Origin of the sequence: Halobacteriovorax vibrionivorans (assembly GCF_003346865.1) — a bacterium.
Taxonomy (GTDB): domain Bacteria; phylum Bdellovibrionota; class Bacteriovoracia; order Bacteriovoracales; family Bacteriovoracaceae; genus Halobacteriovorax_A; species Halobacteriovorax_A vibrionivorans.
Map to the genome: position 1 here is coordinate 334,520 of NZ_QDKL01000001.1, position 13,699 is coordinate 348,218.

Annotated in this window: 16 protein-coding genes; 7 read left to right on the forward strand and 9 right to left on the reverse strand. The window is 36.4% G+C overall.

Going from position 1 to position 13,699, the window contains the following annotated elements; translation table 11 throughout:
* Window positions 1-4 precede the first annotated feature (4 nt).
* Window positions 5-529: a DUF192 domain-containing protein gene (locus DAY19_RS01670; protein ID WP_114705448.1), complete on the forward strand. Its 525-nt coding sequence runs from the start codon at window positions 5-7 to the stop codon at window positions 527-529.
* Here DAY19_RS01670 and DAY19_RS01675 read toward each other — a convergent pair.
* The 5 genes from DAY19_RS01675 to DAY19_RS01695 form a co-directional block, all read right to left on the reverse strand.
* On the reverse strand, window positions 474-1,337 hold the full coding sequence (locus DAY19_RS01675; protein WP_114705449.1) for an FtsB family cell division protein: 864 nt from the start codon (window positions 1,335-1,337) through the stop codon (window positions 474-476). The genes DAY19_RS01670 and DAY19_RS01675 overlap by 56 nt on opposite strands.
* A 141-nt stretch (window positions 1,338-1,478) precedes the next feature.
* On the reverse strand, window positions 1,479-2,306 hold the full coding sequence (locus DAY19_RS01680) for a hypothetical protein (RefSeq protein WP_114705450.1): 828 nt from the start codon (window positions 2,304-2,306) through the stop codon (window positions 1,479-1,481).
* Between the two features lie 75 nt (window positions 2,307-2,381).
* Window positions 2,382-2,606, reverse strand: a complete 225-nt coding sequence (locus DAY19_RS01685) for a YggT family protein (protein ID WP_158536736.1) — start codon at window positions 2,604-2,606, stop codon at window positions 2,382-2,384.
* 79 nt (window positions 2,607-2,685) lie between these two features.
* Window positions 2,686-2,967, reverse strand: a complete 282-nt coding sequence (locus tag DAY19_RS01690; protein ID WP_114705452.1) for a hypothetical protein — start codon at window positions 2,965-2,967, stop codon at window positions 2,686-2,688.
* On the reverse strand, window positions 2,964-5,291 hold the full coding sequence (locus tag DAY19_RS01695) for a DNA polymerase II (protein WP_114705453.1): 2,328 nt from the start codon (window positions 5,289-5,291) through the stop codon (window positions 2,964-2,966). The genes DAY19_RS01690 and DAY19_RS01695 overlap by 4 nt, the downstream gene beginning before the upstream one ends.
* Here DAY19_RS01695 and DAY19_RS01700 point away from each other — a divergent pair.
* Together DAY19_RS01700 and DAY19_RS01705 are read left to right on the forward strand one after the other, a co-directional pair.
* Complete coding sequence (locus DAY19_RS01700) at window positions 5,290-5,868, forward strand: hypothetical protein (RefSeq protein WP_114705454.1); 579 nt, start codon at window positions 5,290-5,292, stop codon at window positions 5,866-5,868. The two genes, DAY19_RS01695 and DAY19_RS01700, sit on opposite strands and share 2 nt — an antisense overlap.
* 76 nt (window positions 5,869-5,944) lie before the next feature.
* On the forward strand, window positions 5,945-6,382 hold the full coding sequence (locus DAY19_RS01705; RefSeq protein ID WP_114705455.1) for a 6-carboxytetrahydropterin synthase: 438 nt from the start codon (window positions 5,945-5,947) through the stop codon (window positions 6,380-6,382).
* Window positions 6,383-6,443: 61 nt separating this feature from the next.
* On the opposite strand, the gene DAY19_RS01710 is transcribed toward DAY19_RS01705, so the two are convergent.
* The gene (locus DAY19_RS01710; RefSeq protein ID WP_114705456.1) at window positions 6,444-7,436 is read right to left on the reverse strand and encodes a hypothetical protein; all 993 of its coding nucleotides are present in this window, start codon (window positions 7,434-7,436) and stop codon (window positions 6,444-6,446) included.
* A gap of 340 nt (window positions 7,437-7,776) precedes the next feature.
* On the opposite strand from DAY19_RS01710, the gene DAY19_RS01715 reads away from it, so the two are divergent.
* Genes DAY19_RS01715 through pheA form a run of 4 tightly spaced genes read left to right on the forward strand, consistent with a single transcriptional unit; the run spans window position 7,777 to window position 11,604 of the window.
* Window positions 7,777-8,868: a chorismate mutase gene (locus tag DAY19_RS01715; protein WP_199506600.1), complete on the forward strand. Its 1,092-nt coding sequence runs from the start codon at window positions 7,777-7,779 to the stop codon at window positions 8,866-8,868.
* A 29-nt stretch (window positions 8,869-8,897) separates the two neighbouring features.
* Window positions 8,898-10,055 (forward strand): pyridoxal phosphate-dependent aminotransferase, encoded by a 1,158-nt coding sequence (locus DAY19_RS01720; protein WP_114705457.1) that lies wholly within the window; start codon window positions 8,898-8,900, stop codon window positions 10,053-10,055.
* Window positions 10,055-10,786, forward strand: a complete 732-nt coding sequence (locus DAY19_RS01725) for a prephenate dehydrogenase/arogenate dehydrogenase family protein (RefSeq protein WP_114705458.1) — start codon at window positions 10,055-10,057, stop codon at window positions 10,784-10,786. The genes DAY19_RS01720 and DAY19_RS01725 overlap by 1 nt, the downstream gene beginning before the upstream one ends.
* Window positions 10,783-11,604 carry a prephenate dehydratase gene (gene pheA, locus DAY19_RS01730; protein ID WP_114705459.1) on the forward strand — a complete coding sequence of 274 codons (822 nt, stop codon included), beginning with the start codon at window positions 10,783-10,785 and terminating at the stop codon, window positions 11,602-11,604. Before DAY19_RS01725 ends, pheA begins: the two co-directional genes overlap by 4 nt.
* On the opposite strand, the gene DAY19_RS01735 is transcribed toward pheA, so the two are convergent.
* From DAY19_RS01735 to DAY19_RS01745, 3 genes are read right to left on the reverse strand one after another with little or no spacing between them, the layout of a single operon-like run.
* Window positions 11,601-12,374 carry a PP2C family protein-serine/threonine phosphatase gene (locus tag DAY19_RS01735; protein WP_114705460.1) on the reverse strand — a complete coding sequence of 258 codons (774 nt, stop codon included), beginning with the start codon at window positions 12,372-12,374 and terminating at the stop codon, window positions 11,601-11,603. The two genes, pheA and DAY19_RS01735, sit on opposite strands and share 4 nt — an antisense overlap.
* On the reverse strand, window positions 12,364-13,110 hold the full coding sequence (locus DAY19_RS01740; RefSeq protein ID WP_114705461.1) for a protein kinase domain-containing protein: 747 nt from the start codon (window positions 13,108-13,110) through the stop codon (window positions 12,364-12,366). The genes DAY19_RS01735 and DAY19_RS01740 overlap by 11 nt, the downstream gene beginning before the upstream one ends.
* Window positions 13,097-13,687 (reverse strand): septation protein IspZ, encoded by a 591-nt coding sequence (locus DAY19_RS01745; protein ID WP_114705462.1) that lies wholly within the window; start codon window positions 13,685-13,687, stop codon window positions 13,097-13,099. Before DAY19_RS01745 ends, DAY19_RS01740 begins: the two co-directional genes overlap by 14 nt.
* Window positions 13,688-13,699: the final 12 nt, after the last annotated feature.

Here is a 13,699-nt window from a genome sequence, read left to right on the forward strand (position 1 = left end):
GTGTATGAAATTTATAGCAAATTCTACACATATTCTCAGTATTTTTTTCTACTCAGTCGTTTTGTTTTACGCCACACCTAGTCATGCTCAATTTATCAATAAAAAATGGGGTGTAAACACGATGATCACACCTAGTAAGAAAGAAATTAAGGTATCCTGGGCCGTAAGCGAAAAAGAGAAACGCCAAGGACTAAGTGGACTCAAATCAGAGGCCATGAAAGAAGACGAAGGTTTACTCTTTGTTTATCGTCGAATGATGCCACTAAAGTTTTGGATGCCAAATACATTCTTTGACTTAGATATTATTTTTCTCGATAAGAATTTTAAAGTTGTGGCCATTGAAACTCTTCCTCATTACCCGGGCCGAGAAAACCCTAAGAAGATTCCAATAACAAAGCCTTATCAAAGCCAATTTGTCTTAGAATTACATGCTGGAATGGCAAAGAAATTGAAGATAACGAAGGGCTCCCAACTTAAATGGAAGAAAGCCCTCTCACAGAAGTTTCTGAATTCTCTGGGAATAGAATAAGATACTCATCACGTGCGATATAACCTAAGTGATCGCGAACAAGCTTCTTCTTATACTTATTATTTGTGCGAATTAATTCTAGCTCCTTCATAAGTCCGGCATTCTCTTCTTTTAAGAGATGGGCCTCATGATAGGCTTGATCAAGAGTTGATTTCTTATCAAAGTATTCAATAACGCCACCTTGAGAAAAAATTAAGCGACCTAATAGGAATAGACAAAATCCCCAACAAAGCTTAACACCCCAGCTCGTTACCTCGCCTTTCTTTCTCGACTTTGACTTAACTTTTCTCTTTGCTGAAACTTTAGCTTTTGGTTTCGTTAAAGATTTAGCTTCTGATTGTTGTGCATAAGTCGGCGCGGCCGGTGCTGTGGTCTTCTTTCTAAGTGGTGAAGACATTTCGATATTATTTGAATCAGTAATTGGTTTTCTTGTTGCTGCTGATGCAGTTGTTGATGGCCTTGCAGATGAAGATGGAGCTGACATTGATGCTCTTCTTGCTCCGGACGCTGAAGCTTGTGCTTCTTTTGCCATTCTCTGCTCTCTAAGCTTTGCTAAAACTGATGAACCAGAAGATTTAGGCGCTTCACTCGCAGCACTCGCTTGCATACGTGATTGAGGAGATGGTCGACTTCCTGGTGTTGGAGGTGGAGAACCTGCATCACTTTGACGTCTTTGCATCTTTGCACGATTGCGCTCGATTGCTTTTTGCATCGCCGCACTTCTCGAATTAGACTGATTTGAACTAGTTGAATTTGTAGAGGCACCAGACGACGCTGGACCACGGTTCCTTCCTAGTGAAAATTGCAAACTTACATCCTGTTTTTTGCTAAGCGTTCCTCATGAACACTTTTTTTCCCAATATCAATATTTTAATGCGTTTCAAAAAATGACACAAGTCTTTTTCCGTAGGAAATCTTCTCGTGACGCACCGTCAAAAGCTTTCGGCCATTATGACAGTAAATTAAATCCTTGATCCGTATTAAGTGATTCTACACGAAGCCAAAACTTACGAATTGTAGCTAATTCTTTTAAGTAGAGGTTCAAAGTGCCATCAAGCCCTTTTAAGATGTGAGCATCACTATCTAACTCACCTTCTTCAAATAGTGCTGATAATTCGTCAAATACTCGGTGAAAGCGATCTTTTGGCTTAATAATAAAATGCTTTTCTGAAACATTGTATTCAAGAAAGGACATTTTACTCTCAAGATACTTCTCTAAACGAGAAAATAAGATGCTAGCAATACATACATCACCAATTGGGCCAAGCTTTAAGCGCTGGCCATTTCCTTCAAGTTTATGACTTTTGAAATTAATGCGAATCGCATCATCACTTCTTTGATACCACCAGCTAAAGCCAGGGTCAGAGATATTACAAATGAGATCTTCTTCTAATGGGAATCTCTTATTGAATACCTGATCAAAAATAACCTGAGCAAGGTCAAGGTTATCAACTTCATAATAAAGAGACTTAGAAACTTCATCTTGGTCGATACGAAGAGCTTTTAAGGTCGCAGTATCACCAATTAAAGCCGCCTCAAAAGTGTCACTGATATTATCTGTGATCACTCCACGCAGACTAAAAGTTGAGCTACTCTTAACGATATTAAACACGAGTCCACAAGTTTGCGGATAATCTTGTTTTTGAACTTCTTTATTTATTTGTTCAGACGAGTGGCCGAATAAAAACTCATTTCTAAAATCGTCGTCTGCTAAAATTTCGTCTTGTGTATTAAGGTTAAATGTCTCTTGTGTGAGAAAATCAAACTCGTTGTGCACCAACCCCTCCGTAGGTAATACATATACTTTATAGTCTAAAGGGTTTTGCTACGTGTTGGCAAGAATTTGGACGCGTTAAAAAATTGCGACAAAAATCTTTAAAACGAGAATAACAATCATTGGAGAGATATCGAATGGAATATCCATCTCTGGCAACATTCTTCTCACAGGGCCACAAGTATAATCTGAGATCTGTTTAATTCTAATGGCAACAGGATGAGATTTATATTGTGGAATATAAGAAATGATGACATCGATGATAAGAATAAAAATGTAAATATCGATTAGTGTGCGAATCAAAATTAATCCCCTTGATTGGCAATTAGAATATAGAACTTCCTAAAAAAGTTCAAGCACAAGCAAAAGATAAAACCTAAAACTATTTAACAATTGGAGAGCTTAAAGCTTCTTTAGGTGCTTTATTAAGCTTAGTACAAGCAATTTCGTACTTATTCTGACAAGAAAGCTCAAGATATTTTTGTGACTTGGCAGCGAGGCCATCTTGATGATAAAGATCAGATAATAAGAAGCATGCTGGAGCATTATTTTCATTCTCACAAACATAGAGAAAGATATCTCTTTTAAAAAGAACATAACTTCCACCCAAGAGGAGAAAGAAGACGCCAAAAAATGTCCAATTCTTCTTATATCGTTTCATCATTCAAATAAACTCATTTGAGAACCCATGACAATATCGTCAAAGGAGATACCCTTAAATCTTAGCACATCAGTTGCGACAGGAGATAGTTGTTTATCGATATAGTGCTGATAATCGATATCACGAGGTGATAAATCAATTGGTACTGGCCCGTGTAACGTCATCAAGTAACTGATTTGACGGATATCTTTATCTGGCTCCTTCTCTTTTAAAAGTTTTGCTGCTTTTACATGAGGAGGGTTCGACTTTGTGTATTCACTGATATCTTTTGATAGTCTCTTGGAATAAACAAGATCCTGATCATAAATTCCATTCTTTAAGTCATTCACATAACTCTTAATATATTCATTAAGTGATTCGTCCTTAAAGAACATTTTATAAATTTCAAATTGAAAATTCTTTGCGGCCTTTGTCCAATCCGAGCGAACAAACTCCATTCCAGAAAAGTGTAATTCATCATTACCAAGCAATCCAGCATAGCGTTTTTTAGCTCCTTGCTCAGATCCCCTCATCCCAGGAATAAACAGCTTTTTAAAATACTTCTCGTATTCCATCTCTAAGAATGATTCCACATTGAATTCTCTTTTAATCAATTCTGCAAGATGATTAGTAATTTTCCTCGCAAGAGAGTTAGCTGCTTTATCTTTTTGAGAAACATCTAAGAATTTTAATTTAACAAAGATAGAGTCAGTATCACCATAGACAACCTCATAGCCCAAACTTCTAGCATGATTCATGGATTCATTAAGTAACCATTGGCCAGTTGAAGTAATAGAAGTGGCAAGATCAGCATGATAAAAACGACATCCACCAGAGCCCATAACACCGTAGAATGAATTCATAAGAATCTTTACTGCTTGAGAAAGGTTCTTATCTTGGCGATGCTTTGCAATCTCTCTTTGTCCTAAGAGGTAGTCGATCTGTTCAGGTAGAATATGTTCTGTTTTTGAAAATGAAACACCATTCTTTAAACGTGTTCCATTAACATCTCCTCTTAAACGAGAAAGAGGATCGATTTTAAATGTTTTAATTATTGTTGGATAAAGAGATTTAAAGTCTAAGACGACAACGTGCTCGTGTAATCCCTTTGTTCCTTCAATCACAAGTCCACCAAGAGATGCACTTTCTTTATCAATATCTAAAGTATTACCGGCGATAAATCCTTTACGATGTAAGCGTGGTAAGTATAAGTGATCAAAAGATCGAGTTGAACTGGCAAGTCGATCAATTAGCATCCCGCTATATTGAACACGACGAAAGAGATGATCATAGATTTGTAATTTTTCATAGATATCTAAAACGAGTGTACAATCGAGAATATTATACTTTGCTAAGGCATGTTTATCTTCATTAAAACGTCTTGTGATCTCTTCGACTTTCTCCATTCCCGTCGCAGAGATATCTTTATTCGTTCCCAGAACTTCACTTGCGACTGTATCGAGTTTAAAGTTTTCAAATGAGTAAAAGGCCGATCTCAATGTTGGTGGGCCATCAATAACTTGGCGTCCGGCTATTGTAGAAAACCAGCCTGCCCCTTTTCTTTCACGTAAACGAACTTGAGAGCCATCACGGCCGAGGTTTAATCTTAAGCCTAGTTTTTGGCATTTTCGATCAAGAAAGTTTAAGTCAAAGCCAACAACATGCCACCCCACAATAAAGTCTGGATCGTATGTTGGAAATTCATTAATAAATGCATTCAATAATTCTTTCTCACTCCCATAGAAATGAGTTAAATCATCATTTGTATATGTTCGAGACTCATCAAGCATATAGACTTTCTTATACTCAGCCTCACCGATTTGATGGATAGCAATTGAATAGAGATCATCTCCCATACTCGTTTCAATATCAATGGACATGATATTAAACTTTGGTATCTGATGCTGATCAGTTAATGCTTTAATTTGTGGATTGGTAAAGACACGAGTTTTGCCGATCTTTTGACATGGACCTTGAAGCATAACTTCACCATTTATGAATCTCTCCATAAGAAAGCGCTCATTTGGTCTAACATCACTTTCATAAGTACGAATACCGTTTTTATGGAAATGCTCACGTGTATCTAAAAGATCTTTGTGTTTATTGAAATAAATTCCATCAACCGTTCGGCCATTGAAGGCCTTAAGGCCAAGTTTTCTTCTCTCTCCTTGAAAACTCATATTGAGTTCCACATCAGACTCGATAAAGAACAGAGGTTTTTCAGTTGTGATAATAACTTTAACAACATCCTCTGGAATCTTAACCCAATAGACTAACTCCATATGATCGTTGCGATCAATAATTTGGTCTTGAAGAATAAAGCCTTGGCAATGAATGATTTCCGTCATGAAAATACACTATCCTATTAAATCTGATTTGTCTTTTTTTATACATTTCTTAAGTTTAGTGATTCGTCATTTCCCCGATATGCAGGGCATGACAATAACAATCGTATTTACACTATTTAATTTAGTTTTTCTCGTGGACTACTTTTCGGAAAAGGGTCAAAAAGGCAAGAAGTATCGCTTACTTAGCTATATGTTTCTTGGCGTTTTGTCCCTGCTTTCGATCCAAGTATTCCAAAACGCTGCAATGCCTGTGGTATTCGGCTTATTGGCCCTCTGTTCCTTGGCCCTAACCCTTGTTAATGAATTTATTAATCCCCCTAAAAACGCTAAGGAACGTGTTTACAATGGATGTGTCAATATGCTCTTGCCGACAGCATTGCTTTTCATCGCACTACGTTGGTTCCCGTCGGCTTCTGACACTAGTGCATTACAAGGAGGACCCGACACAAATCGAAACATCTTCATTATCCAAACTCTCTTAGTCCTTGGTTTGGCCTTTAAGTATGCCCCTACTCTCATCTTCACAAAGAAGGCCTCTAAGGAAATTAATGAAGACTTAAAAACTATCAAGTTATAGCCTCTCCCTCAGGCTATTAAAGTGGCCATGATTATCTCAAATATGCTAATGTTGTTGCACTTAAACGGAGATAATTATGGCCACTTTTAAATCAACAAAACACTTTTACGGATTCCCATGTACTCACCGTCAGTGGAAAGCAGAATCTCACTGCCGCTTTGTTCACGGATACTCAAGATCATTTCACTTTGAATTTGAATGTTCACAGCTAACAAAAGAAATGTGGGTAATGGACTTTGGTGATCTTAAAGATGTGAAGGCATGGCTTGATGATATGTTTGACCACACTTTCCTAGCATCACAAGATGATCCATTTATGGAAGAATTTAAGAAGCTCGATGAAGCAGGAGTTGTTCAACTTCGCGTTCTTCCAAATGCAGGAATGGAAGGAACAGCTCAGTACGTTTATGAAAAAATGAGCGAGCTAATCAAGAAGAAAACAGACGGTCGCGTTTGGATTTCTCGCCTTGAAGTTAAAGAAAACGAAAAAAATTCAGCAGTTTATATTCCATAATTATTAAGTACACGGTTCCTAGTGTGATTTCAGGGACCGTGTACTTAAAATGAAAAGCTGCTTAAAATTTTCGATAATAATCACATGCCTTTTTCACATTAATCGATCGTCCCTCCAGCTCTTTATGTACACAAAGGTTTTCTTTTAGAAACACTTCTCCGGCTGTCAATTTTAACTGCTTAGTATTCCGTTTAAATTTTAATAATGTATGGTCGACTAGAGTATTTAATTCATCATCTCTTAAATTATTAAATATATATTTGAAATCATCAGAAAACTTTTTTATATCACTTGGTAAGATTAGGTCATCAGTCAACAAATCACGAATGTAGGAAACAAACACAAATCCCCCCAAAGAACACTCTTTTGACCTAAATGTATTATAAAGAAATTTTACATAAAATTCATATTGATTAAATTTTTTTATGTCTGATTGAAACTTTCGGATATCTTTTAAGATATACATATCAAAACAATGATATGGTTGCTCTACTATCTCCCTTTTTCCTGTTAATGTATTCTTTAAGGCAAAATGCTTTATCTTATCTGTTGTCTGTCTTAAATTAAGATATTGATCAATAACTTTATTAACATTTTTCTTATCTATACTTGGGCTATCATTCTTTAGTGAAAAAAATTCCTTCAAATAATATTCACATGAACCTATTTTATTATTAAAACAATCGTATGAAAGTACTTCAAATTTTTCAGCCTCTCTTTTGTCTTTGTATATTTTATTTCCTGGGCCATGTCTCCATTGACTTACAGCGATAAAATAAGGTGCCCATAAAGGATAGAGCAAGGTAGAACTTTGAGAAAGTGCTAAACGCGCGATGCTCTCACGATCAGACAAGTAATCATAGTACTTCCCTTCAGGGTAAAAACTTTTATCTACGAAGTTATCAAGTTCCTTAATTAAAATAATCTTTAAAGTCAAAAGAGGTATAAGCAATAAAAAACAAACCAATTTAATATATTTGAAAGAAGTCTTTTTAAGTAAAAAATAGACAACAATTATAATTACAAATAAATCTAAGGGTAGTAGCATTAGCACCCTTCCTCCTTCGATAAATTACACTCAAATCCCTGGATACTTTTCATAAAAGTCATAAAGGCTAATCGACATTGAAAAGTTAAAAGTTGAACAAACTCGTCAACTTGAGAAAAGAAAGAGTTTACTCATACAAATATTTAATATTGCTCAATTAAGAAGTGCCAAAAATTCCAAAAGTGACAAAGATGAGCATCATCAGCAAATAATTCCATTGATTTTCTTTAAAAAATGAAAAATTAAGAAATATTAAGGTGTTTTCGATGAGATAAAGTATCGAAGACACTTGAATTATATTGCTACGAGTAATATATAGTTGACTAAAAAAGAAAGGATCAAAGTTATGAAAATTGCGCCACTAAACTCTTGGATGGATATTAAAGAAAGACCACTCGTTATTGCAGGACCTTGTTCAGCAGAAAGTGAGGAGCAGGTTTATCAGATCGCCAAAGAGCTAGTTGCCAACGGAAAAGTTGATGCCTTTCGTGCAGGAATTTGGAAACCAAGAACTCGCCCAAATACATTTGAAGGTGTAGGACTTGTGGGCCTTCCTTGGATGGAGCGAGTAAAAAAAGACTTTGGTATTCCTATTACAACTGAAGTGGCCAACGCTTCTCACGTTGAACTTGCCTTAAAACATAACGTTGATATTCTTTGGATTGGTGCTCGTACAACAGTTTCACCATTTGCCGTTCAAGAAATTGCTGATGCTCTAAGAGGTGTTGATATTCCAGTCATGGTAAAGAACCCAATCAATCTAGACCTCGCACTTTGGATGGGTGCTATTGAAAGATTTTCAGCAGTAGGCCTTGATAAACTAGCTGCCATTCACAGAGGTTTTTCAAGTGCTGAAAAAACGAAGTATAGAAATAAGCCTTACTGGGCAATTCCTATTGAACTTAAAAGACTAATGCCAGAGCTTCCGATTATTTGTGACCCTTCTCACATTGCTGGGAATCGCAATCTGATTGGAGAAGTTTGTCAGAAGGCCATGGATATGAACATGGATGGTGTGATGGTTGAAACACATATTACACCGGAAAAAGCACTAAGTGATGCCGCTCAACAGGTAACTCCAAAAATGCTTCACGATATTATCACTCACCTACAAGTAAGAGATGCTATTGGCCTGAATGATGGTTTTGAAGATGAGCTAAACAAACTTAGAAATAAGATCGATCAAGTTGATAATGATATTCTAGAGATGATGCATATGCGTATGAATATTGTTAAGCAAATTGGAAAGCTTAAGAGTGAAAATAATGTAACTCCACTTCAAGTAGGAAGAATGGATGCTCTTATGAAAGACCGCCTTGAGAAGGGTAAGAAATTTTCTCTCGACCCAAGATTTGTTGAAGAACTCTACCATGCAATTCACACTGAATCAGTTAGAGAACAAACACGCATGATGAATGATTTTAAAAAAGAATCTTAGTTCATATAGATAGGTGTTATAATCAAATTATGAAAGTATCTGATCGAGTAAACGGAATTGCTCCGTCTGGAAGTATCCAGGTTGCAGCACAAATAACAAACCTTAGAAATCAAGGTAGAGATATTATTGGCCTCAATGTTGGCGAGCCCGACTTCTCTCCTCGCGAGAGTATTCTTGAAGCAATCTATGAAGCTTTAAAAGCTGGAAAGACAAGATACTCGTACGTTCGAGGTGAACCAGAACTTCGATCGGCCATTGCTGGCTACTTCAACATGCGTTGTAAAACTGATATTCATCAAGAAAACATTCTCGTGGGTAACGGATCAAAGCAGATTATTTTCAACACCTTTCAATCAATTCTTAATGACGGAGATGAAGTCATTGTTCCTATTCCATATTGGGTAACAATTCCTGAAAGTATTAAACTTGCAGGAGGAGAATCTATCTTTGTTAATTCAAAAGAGAATTTTCACTTAGATATTAAGGCTATTAAAAAAGCAATTTCTAAAAAGACAAAAGCAATCTATATCAACACGCCTAATAATCCTTCTGGGGTTGTTTATACCAGAGAAGAGCTCACTGAATTAGGTAAACTATGTATCGAGCACGATCTTATGTTAGTAAGTGATGAAGCCTATGAAAGTCTCACTTACGACACAGAATTCATCTCACCTCTTATGCTTGGTGAAGAAATCGCCAAGAGATCCGTATCAATCCAAAGCTTTTCAAAGACGTTTTGTATGACTGGATTTCGCGTAGGCTATATGGTTGCTCATGAAGACTTCATAAAGAAAGTTGATAGTTTTCAGGGCCATCTTTGTGGAAATATCCCTTCTTTCACTCAACTTGGAGCGGTTAATGCAATTAAGCACCAAGAGGAAATCATTGGAGAGATGTTATCAACGATGAAAGAAAGAAGAGATGTAGCCTTTAAGCTCTTTTCACAATTATTTAAAACAAATGAACCTCAAGGGGCGTTTTATCTATTTTTAGACATTACTCCTTATATTGAAAAAGGCTTTGTTAAGGACTCGATGGAGATGGTGCAAAAGCTCATTGAAGAAGCAGGTGTTGCTCTTGTTCCAGGAAAATTCTTTGGTATGGATAATTATATTCGTCTTGCCTTTACTGATACAGTAGAGCGAATCGAATTAGCTTATGAAAAAATTCAAAAGGTTCTAGCATAATGAAAGTTGGTATAATTGGTTTTGGACGACTAGGTAAATTAATATCAAAATACCTCGAAGAAGATTTTACAGTTGAGGTTTACGATATTAACCAAGATGTAAAAGAGGAAGTTGAAGCACTGGGATGCCGCTTCAAGTCTCTAGATGAAGTCTGTAAGAACCCAATCGTTATACCATTTGTTCCAATGAATAAATTTGAATCAGTAATAAAAGAAATAGCTCCAAAACTTTCAAAAGATGCTCTCCTTGTGGACGTATGTTCCGTTAAGGAGATGCCCGTTGAAGTTATGAAAAAGCATCTTCCTGAATCAGTGAGTATCCTTGCAACTCACCCAATGTTTGGGCCAGACTCAGCAGGAGAAACCCTATTTGGAACAAAGATTGCTGTTTGTCCGGTACGAATTGAGGACAAACTCTATCAAAAGATTTGTGCGTTCATGCGCTTTCATGGAATTAAAGTTATAGAAACAACAGCAAGTGAGCACGATAAACAAATCTCCCACTCTCTTCTACTCACTCACATGATAGGAAGAACATTGATGGATATGGATGCTAAGAAGCTTGCCATCGATACAAAGGGATATCGTAGACTTCTTAAAATTCTAAAAACCGTTGAGAATGACTCTTGGGAGTTATTTGCAGATATGAATGAACATAATAAATACGCCAAGGAAACGAGAGAAGAATTCCTCGCTTCTTTTAATAAAGTGATTAAAAGGTTAGAAGATTGAAAGTAGCTTTTCAAGGAACGAAAGGATCTTATTCAGAAGAGGCCCTTTATAAATATTTTGGAAAAGATGTTGAAGCTATCGGTATTGCCCTAAGTGAAGATGTCTGCCAAGCACTAGAAGACGAAGACGTCGCCTGTGCCATCTTACCTATAGAAAATAGTATTGTCGGCAATGTCGATATTAATATGGATTTAATTTTTAAACATGACTTCTTTGCCATTGGCGAACTCTATCTAGAAATTAATCATTGCCTCATGGCAAATCCGGGTGTGGAGACAGATAAAATCAAAGCTGTCTATTCTCACCCGATTGCCTTGGCACAATGCCACGGCTTCTTTAAAGAAAAGAAGCTAAAGCCTGTTGCCGAATTTGATACAGCAGGTTCTGCAAAAATTATCTCTGATTCAAAGTCAGAAACAGAAGCCTGTGTTGGCTCTCGTCTTTGCGCCGATTATTACGGGCTAAATATCATTCAAGAAAAGATTCAAGATGAAGCGGATAATTACACTCGCTTTCTAATTTTTGTAAAAGAGAAAAATATTCCAACAGGAATTGGAAAAGAAAAGACATCGATCGCTTTTACAACAAAGCACCATCCTGGAGCACTTCTTGGATGCCTTCAAGTCTTTGCAAGTTACAATATCAACCTGACAAAACTTGAGTCTCGCCCAATTCCCCATCAACCATTTAAGTATATCTTCTATGTTGATTTCATGGGTGCCCTTCATGATAAGAAGGTGCAAGAATGCCTTAAGGAATTAAAGCGTGATGCAAATGATATTAAGATTCTTGGAAGCTACCCTGCTGGTTCTTTTTAGGCCTTAACTTTTCTTATAACGACAAATGATGTGTCATCAAACTTAAGCCACTTATCTTCAGTTTGAGTTTTACAGAAGTTAACGAGATCCTCAAAAGATTTGTCAAAGCCACCTTGACCAATAAGCTCAGTAAGAGTGTCGTGGGGAATATTATCAAAGAGTCCATCACTACCGATAAGTACAGTGTGCCCTTTTTTCATAATAGACGATGAAGTTGACTCAATTTTAATAAGATCATCACCCATAAGATTATTAACGTAATTTCTTTCTGGATGGCTTAAGGACTCCTCTTGCCCAAGGACTCCGGCCTTAACCATATGCCCTACTCCAGAATGTGGAGTCGAAGTATAGAGTTCATTTCCATGAGCATTCCAATAAAGAATCTCAGAATCGCCCACGTGATAGAATCTAATATTATCATCTTTGATTTCAGCAAATGCCAATGTAGCACGTGCACCGGCCTTTAGATCATTAACTTTTTGATTAGCGGCCTCTATTAAATCAAGGCTATTAGAATTTGCGCTATACTTTGATATCTCTTCACTGATTGCGACGGAAGCATCTCGTCCTCTAGGATGGCCACCAGCACCGTCAGCAACACCAAATACGAAAGACTTCTCATCCCCACTTATAAAAAGAGAGTCTTCATTTTGCTCTGTTCCCTCTTTGTATTTATGACGAGAAATAAAATAACCAATTCGATAATCTCCAAAATCAAAGAGATCACTTTCAAATTCGTTAATATCACAGATAATCTTCTTAAATGGCATCCGACCAATCCATTGTTTCTAAGTGAGAACGAAGCATTCGTATATTTTTAAATCGTTTTAAGATCATCCCTCTTTTAAGTCCACAAATAATGTACTTGATGGAAGGTGATAACTTTTTGTAATGCTTTTGTCCTCCTAGAATATCATAGAAGATGCGAATGATTTTAATAATATCTTCATCGCGATTCTCTTTTTTTGAATCACCCCAATGGTGAAGGTCAATGATCTTAAGATCAAACTCTAAACCGAAGCGGCGAATGATGATATTTTCAGTGTGGAGGTCTCCGTGATACTCACCTTCAAGGTGAATGGACTCGACACCACAAACAATGGAATAAAGTAAGTGAATTGCAGAGAAAACGTCTAAGCGCTTTCCTCTTTGTTTCTTAATAAAGTCATCTAGCATCTCCCCTTCAATAAATTCTGAAACAAGACAAGCGACCTTCTGACTCTTAAGTGTAATGATTTCATGAGATAAGCAGTCCATAACAATTGGACTATACATAAGTTTTTCAAGTTTTAAGGCACTACGAGTGCTAACTTTGAATTTTTCATTTCTTTGTGGAAAATATATTTTAACAGCTCGGATGATATTGGTGTGCTTTTCTCTAACTTTATAGACTTCGCCTTCATATCCAGCACCAAGTCTTTCAACAACAATATAGCGGCTAGCGATTCTTCGCCCAGGAGCAAGATCAAATGACTCGATCATATCTTTTTTCTTAATGCTCGCCATACTGCTCTCCAAAATTCATTTTCTCTAACATATATTTCTTAAATAATTTTCTAATAACAAAGATCTCAGCAACTAAGAAAACAAGAAACACCAAATAGAAGCCGATAGACTTGAAAAATGCCCAAGTCGAAGTTGTTTCATAGATTGCTAAGTATCCCATAAAAATACCATTAATTAGCAAAAAGAATGCTAGATGATATTCTATTTTTTCCATAATAAATTCAGGCATGGGGACTTTTTTCTCCATGTCCTTCATCATCGTAAGCATCAAACTCTTTCCTCTTTTTAAATTAAATATCAAGAATGAAGAAAGAAATATTCCAGTAAAGAATGGTTGAAGTTTAAACCACACTCCATCTTTTCCAATTAAAGAAATTGGCCCCAAAATCAAGATAATCACAAAGTTTAGTTTTGAAATTGAGTGGATATGTTTAAAGAATATCTTTTCAAAAGCGATTTCTAAAATAGCAAGGGATAGCCCACCAATAATGGCGATCTCTACTGTTTGCGTCTCCTCCAGATACCAATAAAGCAGTGCAGGCAAAAACGAGATTAGAAATAAGTTATTCTTTTTCATAATTAATTTGAA